The sequence below is a fragment of the Halarchaeum grantii genome (genome assembly GCF_014647455.2).
In the GTDB taxonomy this organism is placed as follows: domain Archaea; phylum Halobacteriota; class Halobacteria; order Halobacteriales; family Halobacteriaceae; genus Halarchaeum; species Halarchaeum grantii.
In genome coordinates this window covers 402,985-420,504 of the sequence record NZ_BMPF01000001.1, presented here as the reverse complement: position 1 = coordinate 420,504, position 17,520 = coordinate 402,985, and the positions used below count along the sequence as shown (strand labels likewise).

Sequence of the window (17,520 nt, the reverse complement as noted above, 5' to 3'; positions counted from 1 at the left end):
GCTTAACAGCCGTGCCACCGGCGGAGCGGTGCGCCTGCTCATCGAGCGCCACCGGTTTAACCCCCTCACCCATACCACCTCCTAATGATCGACAGCATCCTCGACGCGATAGGCACACCCCTGTTGCGCCTCCCCTCGCCCGAGGGCGCGACCGTCGCCGCGAAGGTCGAGTCGTTCAATCCGGGCGGGTCCGCGAAGGACCGCCCCGCCCGCGAGATGGTGCTCGCCGCCGAGGAGGCCGGCAATCTCTCCCCGGGCGACCGCATCGTCGAGGCGACGAGCGGGAACACCGGCATCGGCCTCGCCGTCGTCTCGGCCGCGCGCGGCTACGACCTCACCATCGTCATGCCCGCCGACATGTCACAGGAGCGCCGGAACCTCCTGCGGGCTTACGGCGCCGACCTCGAACTCGTTGAGGGGTCGATGACGGACGCGAACGAACGCGCCGCCGAGATCGCCGCCGAGACCGACGCCTACCCCATCCGGCAGTTCGAGAACGACGCGAACCCGCGCGCGCACTACCGCACGACTGCCGAGGAGATCCTCGAACAGGTCGACGGCCGCGACATCGACGCCTTCGTCGCCGCCGTCGGCACTGGTGGGACGATCACCGGCACCAGCCACCGCCTCCTCGAGGAGTTCCCCGACATGGAGGTCGTCGCCGTCGAACCCGAGGGGAACGCCGTCCTCTCCGGCGAGGAACCCGGTGAGGACGCCTTCCAGGGGATGGGGCCCGGCTTCGTCTCCGACATCCTCGACGTTGAGGTCATCGACACCGTCGAAACCGTCGCCATCGACGATGCCGAGGCCGAATGCCGCAGCCTCGCGCGCGAGCAGGGCGTCCTCGTCGGCCAGTCCTCCGGCGCCGTCTCACTCGTCGCCCAGCGCGTCGCCGAGCGCTACGCCTACGAGGCCGACGACGACGAAGACCCCCTCGTCGTCACGATGTTCTGGGACAGCGGCGAGCGCTACCTGACGGCCGGCGTTTTCGACTGACCCGTCCGCTGTGCGACGGCCTCGCCGTCACGCACGCGAACGCCGACGCCGCGTGCGCCCCGGCCCCGTCGCCCGCGTCCTGGCTCAAGTCGCGCTTTCAGTCTGCACAAGTTATTCCACCCTTCTCACACGAGAGTGCGTATGCGCCGCCACCACCTCGTGCTCGCCGCCCTCCTCCCGTTGGTGCTCCTCACCGGCTGCTCGGCCGCCGGAAGCATCTCGATGGACCCGGTCTCGAACGCCGACCTCGCCGACCACGCGAGTCGGGACGCGCCACCGAGTGACGCCGAACCCGACCCCGAGGCCCGGCTGATTCGCGACGCCATCCGGAACGGCTCCGCGACCATCGAGGGCCGTTCCGCACCCGTCGAGGCGGACCTGCCGTTCGCGTACCGGGGCTCGTACTACGACCTCTCGTGGACGGCTATCGGAGAGCGCGAGGCGACGAGCGTCGACCTCGAAGCCGACTACAACGCCTCGAACGTCTCCGCGAACCGCATCGCGTACGACGACCTCCCCGAAGTCGACCGTCGCGCGCTCGACGCGCTGTTCCCGCCGCGCCACGACCCGCGCGCGGACGGCTACGACCTCGGTGTCGGCGCGACGTACACCGACGCCGAAGCCGACCGCTCCGTCCTCGTCCCCACGCAGGAGTACGACGCCGTCGTCTACGACGGCGACGCCTACCCGGTTCGCGTCAGCGACGTCCACCCCGTCACGCTCACCACGTATCGCTACACGTCGACGGTCGTCGCGAACGACTCCGACGCCTACGCCCGGCAGTTGAAGGACGAGCACCTGTTCACGCTCGGCGACCTCAACGAGAGCGAACGCGCCGTCGTCTCCGAGGCCACCAACGGGAGCTACTACGCCGAGAGCACCGACGACAGCGCCTTCCGCGGTGTCCTCGAGCGCTTCCGGGCGCACGACGGCGACGCCGTGCAGTACGAGGAGACGCGCGGCTCGTGGGTCGTCCGCTACAACGGCACCGTCTACTGGGCCGACCTCAGCTACGCGCAGTTCACCGACGAGTACTGACGCCCGGGCTCACGCGCCACGCGCCTCGGGTCGTGTGCGCGGCTCAGAAGAACTCGTCTTTCGTGACGCGCACGACGACGGCGTCGTCGTACTCCGCGCGCTCGTACGTCCCCTCCTGGGCGTCGCCCCGGAGGACCATCGTCGGGTCGACGAGGCGGCCGTCCTCGATGCCGTAGACCTTGAGTCGGTTGACGCGGTCCTCGGGGTCGCCGTCGCCGTCCCGGAGGTCGCGCGCGAGCGGCCGGGAGAGCCACTCCGTCTCGCTGACGCTCGGGTCGCGCACGAACGCGTCGGCGGCGACGCGCGCGAGATACCAGTCGAGGTCGTTGAGGAGCGACACCGCCGTTCCCAAGCTGATCGTCTCGACGGCGAGCGCGTTCTCCCACGGGTAGGTCGCGTCGTACGTCGAGAGCGCGCGGTACGCCGTCTCGTAGGCGTAGAGGTCGCCCGGGAGGCGCTTGCCCTCCTTCGCGACGATGCAGACGTCCGTCATCGCGCGTTCGACACCTCCGCGTCGTCCGCGTCGTCCTCGCTGGCCCGGCCGTCGAACCCCGGGTCGACCGGCACGGTTTCGCGGGCGTCGGCGGCGTCCTCGGCCCACTCGAGGAGGGCGTCCGGTTCGGCGGCGACGACCCGCTCGCGCGAGACGGCGGTCGCGGGCTGGTCGGGCGCGAGGCGGTCGCAGCCGACGTCCATCGTCGCGTCCGTGTACGTCCCGAGGTCGCGCGCCTTCGCGACGACCTCCTGTTTGTCCCACGCGAGCAGCGGGCGGTGGACGGGGAGGTCGGTGGCCCCCGCGACCGCCGCCATGTTCGCGGTCGTCTGACTCGACTTCTGCCCGATGGCTTCGCCGGTGACGATGCTGACCGCGCCGACGTCCGCGGCGACGCGCTCGGCCGCCCGGTACATGAAGCGCCGGAAGGAGAGCATGCGGGTGTTCGTCACGGCATCGGCGAGGCGCTCGAGGGCGTCGCCCGCCGGGATTCGGTGGACGTCGAGGTCGACGTTCGGCGCCCACCGCGCGAGGCGGCCGACCGTCTCGACGGCGCGCGCCTCGTGGTCGGGGCCCCCATAGGGCCCGAGTTCGAGGTAGACGGGCACGACGGGCGCGCCGCGCTTCATCGCGAGCCACGCCGCGACCGGCGAGTCGATGCCGCCGGAGACGAGCGCGACGAGCGGCCGTTGGGTGCCGAGCGGCATCCCGCCCGGCCCCGCGCGTTTCTCGAGGAAGACGAACGCGCGCGTCTCGCGCACCTCGACGGAGAACGTCACGTCCGGGTCGTCGAGGTCGACCTCGGGGTCGAAGGCGTCCTCGACGGCCTCCCAGACCGCCTGCCCGCCCTCGCGGCCGACGTCGCGGCTGTCGAAGTCGTGGCGTCCCGCGCGCCGCGCATCGACGCCGAACGTCCCGCCGTGGTAGTGCTCGCGCGCCGCGTCCGCGAGCGCCGACCGAATCGCGTCCAGCGACGGCTCGACGACGGTCGCGGGACTCGCGGAGACGACGCCGAACGTCTCGGCCGCCGCGTCCGTCGCCGCCGCCACGTCATCGGTGTGTATCACGAGGCGGCCGTACTCCGTCTCCACCGATCCCGCGATGTCGCGCGCGTCGAGTTGCGCCTCGAGGTTCTCCGCGAGGCGCGCCTCCATGCGCGCCTGCACGGCGTCGCTCTTGATGCCGACGTCGCCGTGACGAACTAGCACGGCGTCGGCGTCCGGCGGATGCATGCTGCGAGAAAGGACCGCGCCCACTAAAGGCGCGTCGCTAGAAGGTGGTGAGCTCGCCGTCGATGACGCGCTGGGTGACGTCGGTGACGTTCGCGAGCTCCTCGTCCACGATCCCTCGCACGTCCGCCTCGATGTCGGAGACTGTGACGCCCTCGGCGGTGACGACGTGGACGTCCGCGACGTGCGGTTCGTCGATGGGGCGGCCGATCTGGCTGAGGAGGCGCACGCGGAGGTCGCGGATGCCCTCGACGTCGTCGACGACGGAGTCCGCGATCTGCGTGGAGAGGAGGTTGTAGATCTTCCCGATGTGGTTGACGGGGTTCTTCCCGGACGTCGCCTCCATGCTCATCGAGCGGTTCGGCGTGATGAGGCCGTTCGCGCGGTTCCCCCGACCGACCGAACCGTCGTCGCCCTGCTCGGCGCTCGTGCCGGTGACGGTGAGGTAGACCGAGCCCTCCTCGTAGTCGTCGGCGGTGTTGACGTGGACGGTGACGTCCCGCGTCGTGTACTCGTCGGCGAGGTCCGAGACGTACTCGCGGATGCGCTCGATCTCGGCCTTGTACGCGTCCATGTCGGGGACGTAGGCGTCGACGAGCGCGGCGGCGACGGTGAGGTCGATCTCGTCGCCCTCGCGCTTACCCATGACCTTGACGTCCTGCCCGAGCGCGGGGTTGTCGTCGTGGTAGGGGCCGTTGAGGTGGCGTTCGGTCTCGAGGACGAGCTCCTCGGTCTCGGTGAGGGGCGCGTGGCCGACGCCGAAGGAGGTGTCGTTGGCCTCGGGGACGGTCCGCTCCTCCTCGCTGAAGACGTCCTGGAGGTCGCCGGAGCCCTCGCCGAGTTTCACGTCGACGATGACGTCCGTCTCGAGGTCGATGGCGGGCAGGGTCTCGTCGAGGTAGTCGCGCGCGGCCTCGAGCGCGATGGAGTCGACGGGGATCTCGTACTCCTCGCCCGACTCGTCGACGTAGTGCTTGGTGGCGCGCCCGACGACGAGGATGTAGATAGGCTCGACGACCTCGCCGCCGCCGAACTTCGGCGCGGCGGTGCCGGCGACGAGTTGGGTCTCGTCGGTGTTGTAGTGGAGGACCTTCCCGACGCGGTCGAGGTAGGCCTGCGCGAGCGCCTCGGAGACGTGCTCGGCGACGCCGTCACAGATGGAGTCGGGGTGGCCGATGCCCTTTCGCTCCACGATCTCGACTTCCTCGTCTTCGACGGCCCCGCGCTCGATCGGCTGGACGCGGATGTTCCGCTCGGTCATTGCCTCCTCTTTGCCGCCGGCGGTTCTATAACTTGCGGAAAGGAAAGGCGACGATAATATGTCTCATGGTTATTCGAGGAGGAGGCCGAGGTAGGAGGTGCGTATCTGTTCGTCCGGGTCGAGGCCGAGGCGGCGGAGGACGTCGAACGCGCCCTCGCGCGCGGACGCCACGTCCTCGCTCTCGCGCTCTACCTCGACGAACTGCCCGAGACCCTCGACGTCGTCGAGGACGACCGTGTAGCCGTCGTAGGCGTAGTACGTTCGGGTCTTTCGCACCGTCGCGGCGGGCGCGAACCCGAGCGCCTCGAAGAGCGCGCCCGCGTCCGCGCCGTCCTCGACGCCGGTCTCGATCTCCTCGCGGGCCTTCGACTCGCTATCGACCTTCGGGCCCTTGTAGGTGATTCGCGCGTCGGCGTCCTCGGCGCCAGCCTCGCTGACGCGCCGGACGCGCAGGGCCTCGTCCGTCTCCGCGAAGTCGCGGTGGGGGGCGTCGTAGTAGGTGTCCGCCTGCTCGACCGTGCGTCGCTCCGCCGCGCCGACCGACTCCAAGGCGTCCCGGACGTCGCCGTGGTCCGCCGGCACCTTCACCTCGACCTCGTACATATCTCGAAGAGGCGGCGGCCCCGGGAAAAAACGCCCGAATCGCGGGGATCGGGACGGCTATAGAGACGACCGTACCCCTCTTAGCAGCCTTCATACGTGACGGCCGTGCCCCTCCGAGTGGGATGTCCGCAAACTCCACCGCCGGCGACGCGGCGCACACGACCGTCCCCGCCCCCGACTACGCCCTCGACGCCGTCACCGTCACGCAGGAACGCGGGCCGGACCGCTGTACGGTCTACCCGACGGACGCCGACGAGGAGACCCGACTCACCACGTGGCTCTCGCTCGACGCGGACGCGACCTGCGACCTCGCGACGATGCGCTGAACTGACGGGGCAGAAACGTGATTCTTAAGGGCCGAACGGGAGTTCGTGTGCGTATGAGCGACCAGCAAGAGGCCGAGGCGGCTGACGAATCTGCGTCCGAGGAGTCCGAAGGGCTTCAGGCGGGCGACTTCATCAAACTCGCGTACACCGCACGAACCGTCGAGGGCGGCGACCTCGTCGACACGACCGACGAGGAGGTCGCCGAGGAGGAGGGCGTCGACACCGACGAGCAGGAGTTCGCCCCGCGCACGCTCGTGCTCGGCGAGGGTCACATCTTCGAGCCCGTCGAGGAGGACATCTACGGCAAGGAAGTCGGCGACACCGGGACCGTCGTCGTCCCCGCCGCCGACGCCTTCGGCGAGTACGACGAGAGCGAGGTCCGAACCGTGAGCGCCGACAAGATCCCCGAGGACGACCGCTACCCCGGTGGCCACGTCGACATCGACGGCCAGCACGGCCACGTCGAGACCATCATCGGTGGGCGCGCGCGCGTCGACTTCAACCACATGCTCGCCGGTGAGGACATCGAGTACAAGTACGAAATCGTCGGCGAGGTCGAGGACCGCGTCGAGAAGGCCCAGGGCCTCCTCAGCATGTACTTCGACGCCGAGCTCGACATGCACATCGAGACGGACGAGGTCGAGGAAGAGGTGCAGGTCGAGTCCGACGAGGACGAAGAGCCCGAGACGGAGACCGAGACCGTCGAGAAGGAAACGCTGTACATCGAGCAGAGCCCGCAGCTCCAGTTCAACCAGCAGTGGATGATGGGCAAGCAGCAGATCCTCCAGCAGATCATGGATCAGATCGGCGTCGACCGCGTCATCGTCCAGGAGATCATCGACGGCTCCGGCATGGGCGGCATGATGGGCGGTATGGGCGGCATGATGGGTGGCGCCGGCGGCGAGGACCTCGGCGACATCGAGGACGCCCTCGAGGACGCCGACGTCGACGCCGACGAAATCGTCGACGAACTCGACGAGGAATAGTCGTAACCGAGCGCGAGCGAGGGCGCGACATAGCCGAGCGGCGTAGCCGCGAGGCATAGGTCGGCCCGAAGGGGCGACTGAACACCGAACGGGGACCGTAGTGACCCGTGAGGTAAGGCGACGACGAGCGGAGCGAGGCGTCGCCGATCATCCCGCCACCGCGATTCTCCACGTTTTTCCGCCGCGTAGCGGCGGCGCTCGGCGTCTGATAGCGGCGCAGGCCGCGACGTGACCGCTCAGGCGATGTCGCGAGAGGTGTCGATGGTGACGCGGTCACCGAGGTTGAGCTTCACCGTCTCGTTGAGCGCGCTGCCGCTGCGGAACTTGGGGACGGAGAGCGTGTTCTCGACGTCGCTCCCCTTGACCGTCGTTTCGAGTCGGAAGACGACGTCGGCCATGTGGATGGTCGAGTCGCGGAGCTCGGGGACGCGGGAGCCGCGAAGGGCGTGGAGGACGGCGACGCCGCCGGTGTTGTGCATGTGGTTTTGCAGCTCGGAGAGGAAGGTCTCGTAGCGCGCGCGCTCGGTGCGTTCGAGGGCGTCCACGGGGTCGATGACGAGCGTCTCGTCCTCGCCGGTGTTGCGGACGAGTCGCCGCGCGTTGTCGAGCGGCGCGTCGTTCGCGAGGTAGCGGACGTCGGGGGGGTCGACGGGAACGCTCGTGTTCTCGAACGAGTCCGCGACGGCGTCCTCGGTGCGGTCGGTGGTGATGTAGAGCGTCTCCCGGGGGCGTGCGATTTCGTGGAGCAGTAGCTCGCCTTGGCTCGCCGGCGGTGATTCGTAGACGAGGACGCTCCCCGATGGAATGCCACCGCCGAGCTTCCGGTCGAGGACGTCGATTCCCGTCGGGAGCCGGTCCGCCATGTACCCTCAGTAGGGGCGGTGGCGTTGTTAAGGATTCGGCCCCGTTGCTGTCGCGAGGTTGTCGTATGCGGCCGCAACGCTCGTGTTACGGAGTGGCGCACGCGAGCGCGGGACGGCCGTGACGGGCGCGTCGAGCGCCGTCGCGATGCCGTCGGTGTCGTCACGGGTGCCGACGACGACACCGGCGACGACCGGCGTCCCGAGCGCGCGGGCGAGCGCCGCGCTCTTCAGGGCGTCCACGACGGCTTCCTCGTCGGGCGTGGTGACGACGACGACGGCGTCGGCGGCGACGAGCGCCGCACCGACGTCCGCACCCGCGCCTGCGGCGGTGTCGACGATGAGCGGGCGCCCGCGCGGGAGCCTATCGAGGTAGCTCCCGGGGGCGGCGTCGCCGCCGGCGAGGAGGTCGACGCCCGGGAGCGCGCGTACGGGTTCGACGGCGTCCGCGAGGGGGTGGCCGGCCGCGACGTCCGCGACGCCGCGCTCGCCGGGGGTGTCCGCGTAGAGGTGGCAGTTCGGCATCCCGCGGTCGGCGTCGACAACGAGGGGTCGGCGCCGTCTGCGGACGTAGGCGGTGGCGAGGCCGAGCGCCGTCGTCGTCTTCCCCACCCCGCCCTTCCCGCCCGCGATGGCAAGCATACCCACGGGTGGGCCCCCCATCCGGGAAGAAGGTTCGGGAAGTTGAAGGCGTCAGCGCGCGGGGGTAGTGACGATGCGCCACGACCACTTGCTCACCGCGAAACAGCTCTCGCGGGCGGACATCGAGGAGGTCCTCTCGCGAGCGCGGGAGTTCGCGGACGACCCGGCCGCGCACGCGGACCGACATCCCGGTGCGCTGCTCGCGCTCTGTTTCTTCGAGCCGAGCACGCGCACGAAGATGAGCTTCGAGACGGCCGCCAAGCGCCTCGGCGGGGACGTCATCGACATGGGCTCCGTCGAGTCCTCTTCCGTGAAGAAGGGCGAGTCGCTCGCGGACACCGTCCGCGTCATCGAGGGGTACGCGGACGGCATCGTCCTCCGGCACCCGAGTCAGGGCGCCGCGCAGATGGCGAGCGAGTTCGTGGACGTCCCGCTCGTGAACGCGGGCGACGGCGCGGGACACCACCCGAGTCAGACGCTCCTCGACCTCTACACCATCGACGAGCACGCGGGCCTCGACGACCTCACTATCGGCATCATGGGCGACCTGAAGTACGGCCGGACGGTCCACTCGCTCGCGCACGCGCTCACGAACTTCGACGCCCGCCAGCACTTCATCAGCCCGGAGAGCCTCCGCCTCCCGCGCTCGGTGCGCTACGACCTCCACGAGTCGGGCGCGAACGTCCGCGAGCACGAGGACCTCGAGGCCGTCCTCTCCGAGCTCGACGTCCTCTACGTGACGCGCATCCAGCGCGAGCGCTTCCCGGACGAGGAGGAGTACGAGACGGTCGCCGGCCAGTACCGAATCGACGCCGAGACGCTCGACGCGGCGAGGGACGACCTCGCGGTGATGCACCCGCTCCCGCGCGTCGACGAGATCGACCCCGGAGTGGACGACCTGCCGAACGCGACGTACTTCGACCAGGCGCACAACGGCGTTCCCGTCCGCATGGCGCTCCTCGACCTCCTCCTCGAGTAATCATGACCGAGAAAGACACCGAACTCCGCGTCTCCAAGATCCGCGACGGCACCGTCATCGACCACGTTCCCGCCGGCGAAGCCCTCCACGTCCTCGCCATCCTCGGCATCGACGGGAGCGGCGGCGAGAGCGTCAGCCTCGGGATGAACGTTCCGAGCGGGCGGATGGGGCAGAAGGACATCGTGAAGGTCGAGGGCCGCGAGATGAGTCAGGCCGAACTCGACGTCCTCTCGCTCATCGCGCCGGACGCCACCGTGAACATCGTTCGGGAGTACGAGGTCGCGGAGAAGACCGAAATCGAGCCCCCGGCGGAGGTCGTCGGCCTCCTCCACTGCCCGAACCGCCACTGCATCACGAACGCCGGCGAACCCGTCGAGACGCGTTTCGACGTCATCTCCGAGGGCGTCCGATGCGCGTACTGCGAGACCATCGTCCGCGAGGACATCACCGACCACCTCGCCGTCTGAGCGCCGATTCCCGAAAAGGTATAGTGGACCGATACGTACGCTCACATATGCGCACGACCGTCAAGCTCGCCCTCGCACTGGCCCTGATCGTCCTCGTCTACAAGCTCGTCGCCGGCGGCGAGTCCGAGCCCGCCGAGGACATCGACCGCATCGACTGAGCACCGCACTCGCGCGGCACGCGCCGCCCCATCCTCCGCTGTCGCCCAACTCCCAGCGACGCGTCCCGGGAACGAACGCTTTAGGCGGCCCGCGCTCCCCACGTGTGATATGTACGGCGTCGTCACGCGGAACGCCGAGGAACTCGAGTGGTCGGAGTTCGACGTAGGCTTCTACGAGGTCAAGCGCGTCACCGGCGAGCACGTCGACCCGGAGCCGGACGCGGTGAACCTCGTCTCCTGCTTCGGCGACACCGCGACCGCCGAGACCGACCCGCATCTCGCGCCCGTCGACGCCGAGGGCCGTCGCGCGACGAAGGACCACTCGGCCCTCGACTGGGGGTACGTCTGTCCGAGCATCGAGCACTACCGCGACGGCCTCTTCGAGGTCATCGACGCCTGCGTGGCGGCGAGCGACGACGTCCGCCTCGACGAGGTCGGCTTCCCCGGGCCGGCGTTCTGTCACTGTGAGCACTGCGACGACGCCTTCGCGGAGAGCGAGTCCGACGACCGCGAGGCGTGGCGCGCGTCCGTCGTCACCTCGTTCGTCGCCGAGGCCCGCGAGCGCGTGCCGGGCGACCTCTACCTCACCGTCCACCCGGACCCGTACCCCGGCCACCTGCGCGCGCACTCCGGTGTCGACCTCGACGCGCTCGCCGCGCACGTCGACGAAGTCGTCGTCCCGCTCTACGACACGGCGTACGCGACGACGTACTGGCTGGAGGCGCTTCTCTCGGGGTTCGCGGACCGACTCGAGGGACGCGACGTCCGTCTCGGCGTCGAGCTCTACGCCGTCGACCCCGACGTGGGCGCGCTCGCCGAGGCCGCCGACCTCGCCGGGGAGTACGCCGAGAACGTCTACTTCGGCTACCACGCCGGGAACGCGCGCGCGGTCCTGCGCCGCTGGGACGCCGAGACCCGCGAGGGCGTCGAGTGGGGGTGAACGCGTCGCCGGTGCGTCGCTCGGAGGCGTCTCGCCCCCTGTCAGTGTCGCGGGCGCGTCGGACGCGTCCGCCGCTCGCTCTCCCGGTGAATCGGGGCGTTTTTGCGTGACCCCCTCCGTGTTCGGAGTATGAGCTTCGAAGAAGGCGACGCCGTGGTTCTGCACGACGAGCACAGCGAGTTCGACGGCGAGACCGGTGAGATCACGCAGAAGGTCGAGACGATGTTCGGCGACGCGAACTACACGGTCGCGTTCGACGACGGGCAGGAGCAGGGCGTCCCCGAGGACAACCTCGAGGAAGCCGACGAGGAATAACGCAGGACCTCCGGTCCCGCGAACCGTACGGGCGTCTCACGGGTCGCCCGTACAATAGCGTCGTTCCTACGGAACGACGGATTATCGAGCGGGGAGCGAAGCGACCCGCGAGGAATAGGTCGCAACCGAGCGCGAGCGAGGGCGCGACTGGACAGGCGAGCAGCGTAGCCGCGAGGAATAGGTCCCGCGACGCGCGACCGGACATCCGAACGGCGAACGCGGACCGGAGTGGAGCGCTTTTCCCGCTCCGGCTTCTTTCCGGGTACAATGAGCGTTCCCTTCCACTACATCGACCTGCGGACGTTTTGCTACGACACGGAGGACGAGAAGCGCGTCGAGGCGGCTCTCCGGCACTTCCTCCCCGAGGAGTTCGAGGTCCAGCGCGCGGAGAGCACCGGCCACAACGGCGACCGCATCGTCGTGCTGTCCGCGCGCGTGGAGAACGCCGACGGGATGCGCCACGTCATCGAGCGCCTGCGCGAGGGCGCGGACCTCGGTCGGCTCCGCGAGGAGCTCGACCAGCGCGTGAACGAGAACTGCGCGTTCATGGCCCACATCGACAAGCAGGCGGCGTTCCGGGGGGAGGTGCGCCTCGGCGAGGGCATCTCCTTCCGTGCGAAGGTCGAGGCCTACCCGGCGACGCGCGAGGCGGCCGTCGAGAACGCCCGCGAGGCGCTCTGACTCGCGTCAGCCACTCGCCGCCGCTTCCCCCGGAGACGCTCTCGCGCCACGCCTCGACGGCCGCCTCGCACTCCGGGTTCGCTTCGGGGCACCCTTAGTCGACGCCCACGGGGTCGACGTCGCTCTCGCTCATCGTCGTCACTGGTGTCCTCAGACCGGCAACCGTCGTGGCGACCACACGGGTTTTACCGGCGCGGCGTCCTACTCTACGGTATGTACGAGGCGGTGACGGCGACGCCGGCGGGCGAGAGCACGGTGGGGCGGTTCGCGGCGACGGCCGACCGGCAGGGCTTCGACGGGGTCGTCGTCCGCGACGCCGCGGACGCCGACCCGGGATTCGACGCCGCCGCCGTCCGCGAGGAGTTCGGCGTCGACGCTGTCGACGCGGTGGAACTCGCCGGCGACGACCCGACGGTGTTGAGCGGCGCGCTCGCGGACGCGCGACGCGAGCACACGCTCCTGCTCGTGCGCGGCGGGACGGCGAAACTGAACCGCTTCGCGGCCGAGGAGGAGCGCGTCGACGTCCTCACGAAGCCGATGGCCGGACGGGGCGACGTGAACCACGTCATCGTGCGCGCGGCCGCCGAGCACGGCGTCCGCCTCGAGTTCGACCTCGGGCCGGTGCTCCGCGAGTCCGGCGGGCCGCGCGTGCAGGCGCTCCGTGGGCTCCGCAAGCTCCGCGAGCTCGTCGAGCAGTACGACGCGCCCTACGTCGTGACCGCGTCCCCGGCGTCGCACCTCGAACTCCGGGCGCCACGCGAGCTCCGCGCGGTCGGCGAAACCATCGGGTTCGACGCCGAGCAGATCGAGGCCGGCCTCGCGGAGTGGGGGGAACTCGCGGCGCGCAACCGACACCGGCGCTCCGGGGAGTTCATTGCGCCGGGGCTCGAACGCGGACGGTATGAAGAAGGACGTCGACGAACACGCTGAGCGCTTCGACGAGCTCGCCGCGACGTACGACGAGTCGTCCGGCGACCAGTACATGGAGTGTCTGCGGCTCGTCGTCGAGCACGCGGACCCGAGAGGGGACGACACCGTGCTCGACTTGGGTTGTGGGACGGGCGCAGTCGCGCTCTCGCTCGCCGACGGGGCGGGACGCGTCGTCGGGCGGGACGTCAGCGAGGGGATGCTCTCGAAGGCGCGCCAGAAGGCCTCAGACCGCGGCCTCTCGAACGTCGAGTTCGGCGAGGGGAGCTTCCGCGAGCCGAACTACGACGGCGAGGCCACAATCGTCACGTCGAACTTCGCGCTCCACCACCTCGACGACGACGCGAAACGCGACGCCATCGACGTGATGGCGGGTTACGACCCGCGCCGGATCGTCCTCGGGGACGTGATGCTCTTCGGACTTCCGGACCCCGAGGCCCCCTTCTACGATCCCGAGGTGGACGACCCGGCGACCGTGGGCGTGCTCGTCGAGGCGTTCACGGACGCGGGCTACGCCGTCACGGCCGTCGAGCGGGTTCACCCGCAGGTCGGCGTCATCGTCGCCGAGCGCCGATGAAACACCTCCCGAAGCACCTGCGCCCGCGCTGGCGCTACCTCCTCGTCGGCATCGAGGCGTGGCCGGACGCGGACGTCTCCCGCCGGGACTTCCAGCGCAGCGTCTGGTTCGCCGCGCAGAACCTCCACGGCGACGCGACGAGCGCGGACGCCGACCTGCGCGTGCTCTCCTACGAGTTCGACGACGGGCAAGGCGAGGCCGTCGTGCGCGCGCGCCGCGAGCACGTCGAGGAGGCGCGCGCCGCGCTCGCGTGCGTCGACTCGGTGCGCGACGACCCCCTCGGCGTCCACGTGCGCGGCGTCTCGGGCACGGTACGTGCCGGTGAGGAAAGGTATTTAGGACGCGCGGGACAAAATTCGACAGAGGAAGACGTCGTGTTCAGGAACGCCACCCGGCGGGCCGTCGCCCGTGACGGTCTCGTCGACGTCGAGTGCGATGGTGGCTTCGTGGGCGCGACTCGCTCTGATTTGGAGTGACACAACATGCAAGGTCAAGCCCAACAGCAGGCGTACGACCGAGGTATCACTATCTTCTCGCCCGACGGCCGACTCTACCAGGTCGAGTACGCGCGTGAAGCCGTCAAGCGCGGCTCGGCCTCCATCGGCATCCGCGCGAAGGACGGCGTCGTGCTCGTCGTCGACAAGCGCATCCGCTCGCCCCTCATGGAGGAGACGAGCGTCGAGAAGATCCACAAGGCGGACAACCACATCGGCATCGCCTCCGCGGGCCACGTCGCGGACGCGCGCCAGCTCATCGACTTCGCGCGCCGCGACGCGCAGGTCAACCGCGTGCGCTACAACGAGCCGATCGGCGTCGAGAGCCTGACGAAGGACATCACCGACCACATCCAGCAGTACACGCAGGTCGGCGGTGCGCGTCCGTTCGGCGTCGCGCTCCTCATCGGCGGCATCGAGAACGGCGAACCCCGCCTCTACGAGACGGACCCCTCCGGCACGCCGAACGAGTGGAAGGCGCTCGCCATCGGCTCCGGGCGCGACGACATCCAGCAGTACCTCGAGGACAACTTCAGCACCGAGCTCGCGCTCGACGAGGCCGTCGGCATCGCGCTCTCCGGCCTCGGTCAGGTCCACGAGGAGGGTCTCACCCCCGAGGGTATCGGCGTCGCCACCGTCGACGCGGAGACCGAGTCCTTCATCGAACTCACGAACGACGAGATCGAGGAGTACCTCGAGTCCAACGACCTCCTCGCCGACGAGGACGAGGAGTCCGACGACGCGGCCTCCGACGACGAGTCCGCCGAATAGCGACCCACTCTACCTCCCCGCTTTTTCACGCCCGCCCAGTCACGGCTCTCCCACGTCGCGGGCTCGTGAGTCCTCGCGGTGCTCGGGGTTCACGTTACTCGGGGTCGCACGCTCGCGGGTCGCTCGTCGCGCCCCGTCACCGGCACGCCCCGCGTGCTGGTTTCGAGCGAGACGCTCCGCGTCTCGCCACCGCTCGCGATTCCGTGGTTCCTCGCGATGCTCGGACCCACGGTGTCCCCGGAAAGGCCTTCAACCGTCCGCCGCAACTGTCGGACATGATTTCGCTCGACGAAGCCGTGACGGCGCGCTTGGAGTCACACGGCGAACGCTTCGAGGTACTGGTCGACCCGGACGCCGCGCTCGCGATCAAGCGCGGCGAGTTCGAGGGCGAACTCGAGGACGTCATCGCCGCGCGCGACGTCTTCGAGAACGCCTCGCGTGGCGACCGCCCCGCCGAGGAGGACTTGGAGGAGGTCTTCGGGACGACCGACCCGATGGAGATCATCCCGGAGGTCATCGAGCGCGGGGAGATCCAGATCACGGCCGAGCAGCGCGCGGAGATGCAGGAACGAAAGCGCAAACAGCTCATCAACACCATCGCGCGCAACGCGGTCAACCCGCAGATGGACAACGCGCCCCACCCGCCCGAGCGCATCGAGTCCGCCCTCGAGCAGGCGGGGTTCACCGTCGACCCGATGGAGCCCGTCGAGTCGCAGGTCGACGACGCGCTCGACGCCCTGCGGCCGGTCATCCCCATCCGCTTCGAGGAGGTGACGGTCGCGGTCAACCTCCCCGCCGACTACGCCGGCTCCGGGCAGGCCCAGATCCGCGAGTTCGGCGACCTCGAACGCGAGGAGTGGCAGTCCGACGGGTCGTGGGTCGGCGTCCTCACGTTCCCCGCCGGGATGCGCAACGACCTCTACGACCTCGTCGCGGAGGTGACGAGCGGAGAGGGCGAGACGCAAGTCATCAAGGAGAAGGACGAACTCAGCACGCGATAACGTCGCGACGGCGTCGAGAACGGGCCGTTATCCCTTCCGGAAGCCGACGAGGAAGCCGCCGCTGAACCCGGCGGAGACCGAGAGCGTGGAGAGGATGGTCATGAGCCACGACGGGGGCGTCTGCGAGGCGGCGTCCTGACTCGCCTGCACGAGGCCGGCGGTGAGGCGGTCCCACTTCACGGTGAGGATACCGCGCGATTCGAGGAACGCGAAGAGCGCGAGCTCGATGCCGATGAGGACGGCGATGAGTTTCGCGACCTTCTTCGCCGCGAACCCGACGATGCCGCCGATGACGGCGCCCGACCCGAACTGCAGGCCGAGTTGTTGTGGATCGAGGTCGATAGCCATGTCCGAACCGTGGTCTCCGCCCGGCATCACTCTTGTGGAGGCCTCGACGGCCGTGGATCGGCCTCGACCACGGATTGGGCTTAAGTGGACTCGGACCGTACCGTCCCGTGAGTGACAGGCGCAACTACCGGCACCGTCGTCGTCGCGAAGCGCGTCGACGACGGGGAGCCCGACACGGACGAAATCACCGAGCTCGTCCGCGCCGCCGGCTACGAGGTCGCGGGCGAGGTGACGCAGAGCCGAACGGCCGACCCCGCCCTCCAGCTCGGCGAGGGGAAGGTCGCGGAGCTCGCGACGCGCGTCGCCGACACCGGCGCGGACACCGTCGTCTTCGACAACCGTCTCGGCCCCTACCAGCGGTTCAACCTCGGCGGCCACCTCCCGGACGGCACCGAGGTGATGGACCGCTTCACGCTCATCCTCGAGATATTCGGCCAGCGCGCGCAGACGCGCAAGGCCCAACTCCAGGTCGAGCTCGCGGAACTCCGCTACGAGCTCCCGCGCGCGGAGGCGAAGGCGAGCCTCGCGAAGCGCGACGAGCGCCCCGGCTTCATGGGGCTCGGGGAGTACGACGAGTCGCGCGAGCAGGACATCAAGGCCCAGATATCGCGTATCCGCGACGAGCTCGAGAACATCGAGACGACCGAGCGCCACCGCCGTGAGCAGCGCCGCGAGTCCGGCTTCGACCTCGTGGCGCTCGCGGGCTACACGAGCGCGGGGAAGTCGACGCTGATGCGTGCGCTCGCCGACGACCTCGACCTCGACGAGAACGAGTCGCTCCATCCCGACCTCGAGACGACGGCGGAGTCCCGCGACGAGCTCTTCACGACGCTCGGCACGACGACGCGCCGGATGGACATCGACGAGCGCGACGTCCTCCTCACGGACACCGTCGGCTTCATCAGCGACCTCCCGCACTGGCTCGTGGAGTCGTTCAAGTCGACGCTCGACTCGGTCTATCAGGCCGACCTCGTCCTGCTCGTCGTGGACGCGAGCGAGCCCGTCGAGGAGATCCGCGAGAAGCTCGCGACCTCCCACGACACGCTCTACGAGCGCAACGAAGCGCCGATCCTCACCGTCTTCAACAAGGTCGACCGGGTGCCCGACGACGAACTCGCCGAGAAGCGCGAGGCGCTCTCGGCGCTCGCGCCGAACCCGATCGCGGTGAGCGCCCTCACGGAGGTCGGCCTCGACGAGTTGCGCGAGCGCGTCGACTACGCGCTCCCGCGCCGCGAGCGCGAGCGTCTCGTCCTCCCGATGACGGAGGAGACGATGAGCGTCGTCTCGTGGGTGCACGACAACGCCTCCGTCGAGGAGGTCACGTACGGCGACGAGGAGGTCGTCGTGGAGTTCGAGGCGCGCCCGAAGGTCATCGAGCAGTCGCGCGCGAAGGCGAGCGAGCTCGCGTCCGCCTGAGCGGAGTCGGGA

22 protein-coding genes are annotated in these 17,520 nt (G+C 69.6%); 15 read left to right on the top strand and 7 right to left on the bottom strand.

Annotated elements, in window-relative coordinates; all coding sequences use genetic code 11:
• Positions 1-84 precede the first annotated feature (84 nt).
• Complete coding sequence (locus IEY12_RS02220) at positions 85-996, top strand: PLP-dependent cysteine synthase family protein (protein ID WP_188877963.1); 912 nt, start codon at positions 85-87, stop codon at positions 994-996.
• Between the two features lie 141 nt (positions 997-1,137).
• The gene (locus IEY12_RS02215; protein ID WP_188877958.1) at positions 1,138-2,034 is read left to right on the top strand and encodes a hypothetical protein; all 897 of its coding nucleotides are present in this window, start codon (positions 1,138-1,140) and stop codon (positions 2,032-2,034) included.
• Between the two features lie 43 nt (positions 2,035-2,077).
• Here IEY12_RS02215 and IEY12_RS02210 read toward each other — a convergent pair whose 3' ends face one another.
• The 4 genes from IEY12_RS02210 to cyaB all read right to left on the bottom strand — a co-directional run bounded on the left by IEY12_RS02210 (position 2,078) and on the right by cyaB (position 5,620).
• The gene (locus IEY12_RS02210; RefSeq protein ID WP_188877955.1) at positions 2,078-2,527 is read right to left on the bottom strand and encodes a DUF5804 family protein; all 450 of its coding nucleotides are present in this window, start codon (positions 2,525-2,527) and stop codon (positions 2,078-2,080) included.
• Positions 2,524-3,759, bottom strand: a complete 1,236-nt coding sequence (locus tag IEY12_RS02205; RefSeq protein WP_188877953.1) for a tRNA sulfurtransferase — start codon at positions 3,757-3,759, stop codon at positions 2,524-2,526. Before IEY12_RS02205 ends, IEY12_RS02210 begins: the two co-directional genes overlap by 4 nt.
• A gap of 37 nt (positions 3,760-3,796) precedes the next feature.
• The gene (locus IEY12_RS02200; protein ID WP_188877951.1) at positions 3,797-5,017 is read right to left on the bottom strand and encodes a methionine adenosyltransferase; all 1,221 of its coding nucleotides are present in this window, start codon (positions 5,015-5,017) and stop codon (positions 3,797-3,799) included.
• Between the two features lie 69 nt (positions 5,018-5,086).
• Positions 5,087-5,620, bottom strand: a complete 534-nt coding sequence (cyaB, locus tag IEY12_RS02195) for a class IV adenylate cyclase (protein ID WP_188877949.1) — start codon at positions 5,618-5,620, stop codon at positions 5,087-5,089.
• A 122-nt stretch (positions 5,621-5,742) separates the two neighbouring features.
• On the opposite strand from cyaB, the gene IEY12_RS02190 reads away from it, so the two are divergent.
• Positions 5,743-5,946, top strand: a complete 204-nt coding sequence (locus IEY12_RS02190) for a DUF7511 domain-containing protein (RefSeq protein ID WP_188877944.1) — start codon at positions 5,743-5,745, stop codon at positions 5,944-5,946.
• 53 nt (positions 5,947-5,999) lie between these two features.
• Positions 6,000-6,932 carry an FKBP-type peptidyl-prolyl cis-trans isomerase gene (locus IEY12_RS02185; RefSeq protein ID WP_188877942.1) on the top strand — a complete coding sequence of 311 codons (933 nt, stop codon included), beginning with the start codon at positions 6,000-6,002 and terminating at the stop codon, positions 6,930-6,932.
• A gap of 236 nt (positions 6,933-7,168) precedes the next feature.
• On the opposite strand, the gene IEY12_RS02180 is transcribed toward IEY12_RS02185, so the two are convergent.
• Complete coding sequence (locus tag IEY12_RS02180) at positions 7,169-7,795, bottom strand: RAD55 family ATPase (RefSeq protein ID WP_188877937.1); 627 nt, start codon at positions 7,793-7,795, stop codon at positions 7,169-7,171.
• Between the two features lie 27 nt (positions 7,796-7,822).
• A complete protein-coding gene (locus IEY12_RS02175; RefSeq protein WP_188877935.1) occupies positions 7,823-8,434 on the bottom strand; it encodes a nucleotide-binding protein in 612 nt (203 codons plus the stop codon).
• Between the two features lie 73 nt (positions 8,435-8,507).
• Here IEY12_RS02175 and pyrB point away from each other — a divergent pair, with 73 nt between their 5' ends.
• From pyrB to IEY12_RS02125, 10 genes are all read left to right on the top strand, one after another.
• Entirely contained in the window at positions 8,508-9,413 is a 906-nt protein-coding gene (pyrB, locus tag IEY12_RS02170; RefSeq protein ID WP_188877927.1) for an aspartate carbamoyltransferase, read from the top strand.
• A 2-nt stretch (positions 9,414-9,415) separates the two neighbouring features.
• The gene (gene pyrI, locus IEY12_RS02165; RefSeq protein WP_123075972.1) at positions 9,416-9,880 is read left to right on the top strand and encodes an aspartate carbamoyltransferase regulatory subunit; all 465 of its coding nucleotides are present in this window, start codon (positions 9,416-9,418) and stop codon (positions 9,878-9,880) included.
• Between the two features lie 267 nt (positions 9,881-10,147).
• Positions 10,148-10,978: a hypothetical protein gene (locus IEY12_RS02160; RefSeq protein ID WP_188877924.1), complete on the top strand. Its 831-nt coding sequence runs from the start codon at positions 10,148-10,150 to the stop codon at positions 10,976-10,978.
• Between the two features lie 129 nt (positions 10,979-11,107).
• On the top strand, positions 11,108-11,293 hold the full coding sequence (locus tag IEY12_RS02155; RefSeq protein ID WP_123075976.1) for a DUF1918 domain-containing protein: 186 nt from the start codon (positions 11,108-11,110) through the stop codon (positions 11,291-11,293).
• Positions 11,294-11,560: 267 nt separating this feature from the next.
• A complete protein-coding gene (locus IEY12_RS02150) occupies positions 11,561-11,974 on the top strand; it encodes an RNA-binding protein (RefSeq protein WP_188877922.1) in 414 nt (137 codons plus the stop codon).
• A gap of 213 nt (positions 11,975-12,187) precedes the next feature.
• A complete protein-coding gene (locus IEY12_RS02145; protein WP_188877915.1) occupies positions 12,188-12,904 on the top strand; it encodes an RNase P subunit p30 family protein in 717 nt (238 codons plus the stop codon).
• Complete coding sequence (locus IEY12_RS02140; RefSeq protein ID WP_188877913.1) at positions 12,876-13,478, top strand: class I SAM-dependent methyltransferase; 603 nt, start codon at positions 12,876-12,878, stop codon at positions 13,476-13,478. The genes IEY12_RS02145 and IEY12_RS02140 overlap by 29 nt, the downstream gene beginning before the upstream one ends.
• Entirely contained in the window at positions 13,475-13,954 is a 480-nt protein-coding gene (locus IEY12_RS02135; protein WP_188877903.1) for an Rpp14/Pop5 family protein, read from the top strand. The genes IEY12_RS02140 and IEY12_RS02135 overlap by 4 nt, the downstream gene beginning before the upstream one ends.
• 6 nt (positions 13,955-13,960) lie before the next feature.
• A complete protein-coding gene (psmA, locus tag IEY12_RS02130; protein WP_188877898.1) occupies positions 13,961-14,743 on the top strand; it encodes an archaeal proteasome endopeptidase complex subunit alpha in 783 nt (260 codons plus the stop codon).
• 275 nt (positions 14,744-15,018) lie between these two features.
• Positions 15,019-15,744 carry a ribosome assembly factor SBDS gene (locus IEY12_RS02125; RefSeq protein ID WP_123077355.1) on the top strand — a complete coding sequence of 242 codons (726 nt, stop codon included), beginning with the start codon at positions 15,019-15,021 and terminating at the stop codon, positions 15,742-15,744.
• Between the two features lie 27 nt (positions 15,745-15,771).
• Here the strand turns inward: IEY12_RS02125 and IEY12_RS02120 are convergent, their stop codons facing one another.
• Positions 15,772-16,092 (bottom strand): FUN14 domain-containing protein, encoded by a 321-nt coding sequence (locus tag IEY12_RS02120; RefSeq protein WP_188877894.1) that lies wholly within the window; start codon positions 16,090-16,092, stop codon positions 15,772-15,774.
• Positions 16,093-16,203: 111 nt separating this feature from the next.
• Here IEY12_RS02120 and hflX point away from each other — a divergent pair, with 111 nt between their 5' ends.
• Complete coding sequence (hflX, locus tag IEY12_RS02115) at positions 16,204-17,508, top strand: GTPase HflX (RefSeq protein ID WP_188877892.1); 1,305 nt, start codon at positions 16,204-16,206, stop codon at positions 17,506-17,508.
• Positions 17,509-17,520 lie beyond the last annotated feature (12 nt).

What these genes read in the sequence shown, in the direction of transcription:
- IEY12_RS02220 (WP_188877963.1), top strand. Translation starts at nt 85, where the DNA reads ATGATCGACAGCATCCTCGACGCGATAGGCACACCCCTGTTGCGCCTC.
- IEY12_RS02215 (WP_188877958.1), top strand. Translation starts at nt 1,138, where the DNA reads ATGCGCCGCCACCACCTCGTGCTCGCCGCCCTCCTCCCGTTGGTGCTC.
- IEY12_RS02210 (WP_188877955.1), bottom strand. Translation starts at nt 2,527, where the DNA reads ATGACGGACGTCTGCATCGTCGCGAAGGAGGGCAAGCGCCTCCCGGGC.
- IEY12_RS02205 (WP_188877953.1), bottom strand. Translation starts at nt 3,759, where the DNA reads ATGCATCCGCCGGACGCCGACGCCGTGCTAGTTCGTCACGGCGACGTC.
- IEY12_RS02200 (WP_188877951.1), bottom strand. Translation starts at nt 5,017, where the DNA reads ATGACCGAGCGGAACATCCGCGTCCAGCCGATCGAGCGCGGGGCCGTC.
- cyaB (WP_188877949.1), bottom strand. Translation starts at nt 5,620, where the DNA reads ATGTACGAGGTCGAGGTGAAGGTGCCGGCGGACCACGGCGACGTCCGG.
- IEY12_RS02190 (WP_188877944.1), top strand. Translation starts at nt 5,743, where the DNA reads ATGTCCGCAAACTCCACCGCCGGCGACGCGGCGCACACGACCGTCCCC.
- IEY12_RS02185 (WP_188877942.1), top strand. Translation starts at nt 6,000, where the DNA reads ATGAGCGACCAGCAAGAGGCCGAGGCGGCTGACGAATCTGCGTCCGAG.
- IEY12_RS02180 (WP_188877937.1), bottom strand. Translation starts at nt 7,795, where the DNA reads ATGGCGGACCGGCTCCCGACGGGAATCGACGTCCTCGACCGGAAGCTC.
- IEY12_RS02175 (WP_188877935.1), bottom strand. Translation starts at nt 8,434, where the DNA reads ATGCTTGCCATCGCGGGCGGGAAGGGCGGGGTGGGGAAGACGACGACG.
- pyrB (WP_188877927.1), top strand. Translation starts at nt 8,508, where the DNA reads ATGCGCCACGACCACTTGCTCACCGCGAAACAGCTCTCGCGGGCGGAC.
- pyrI (WP_123075972.1), top strand. Translation starts at nt 9,416, where the DNA reads ATGACCGAGAAAGACACCGAACTCCGCGTCTCCAAGATCCGCGACGGC.
- IEY12_RS02160 (WP_188877924.1), top strand. Translation starts at nt 10,148, where the DNA reads ATGTACGGCGTCGTCACGCGGAACGCCGAGGAACTCGAGTGGTCGGAG.
- IEY12_RS02155 (WP_123075976.1), top strand. Translation starts at nt 11,108, where the DNA reads ATGAGCTTCGAAGAAGGCGACGCCGTGGTTCTGCACGACGAGCACAGC.
- IEY12_RS02150 (WP_188877922.1), top strand. Translation starts at nt 11,561, where the DNA reads ATGAGCGTTCCCTTCCACTACATCGACCTGCGGACGTTTTGCTACGAC.
- IEY12_RS02145 (WP_188877915.1), top strand. Translation starts at nt 12,188, where the DNA reads ATGTACGAGGCGGTGACGGCGACGCCGGCGGGCGAGAGCACGGTGGGG.
- IEY12_RS02140 (WP_188877913.1), top strand. Translation starts at nt 12,876, where the DNA reads ATGAAGAAGGACGTCGACGAACACGCTGAGCGCTTCGACGAGCTCGCC.
- IEY12_RS02135 (WP_188877903.1), top strand. Translation starts at nt 13,475, where the DNA reads ATGAAACACCTCCCGAAGCACCTGCGCCCGCGCTGGCGCTACCTCCTC.
- psmA (WP_188877898.1), top strand. Translation starts at nt 13,961, where the DNA reads ATGCAAGGTCAAGCCCAACAGCAGGCGTACGACCGAGGTATCACTATC.
- IEY12_RS02125 (WP_123077355.1), top strand. Translation starts at nt 15,019, where the DNA reads ATGATTTCGCTCGACGAAGCCGTGACGGCGCGCTTGGAGTCACACGGC.
- IEY12_RS02120 (WP_188877894.1), bottom strand. Translation starts at nt 16,092, where the DNA reads ATGGCTATCGACCTCGATCCACAACAACTCGGCCTGCAGTTCGGGTCG.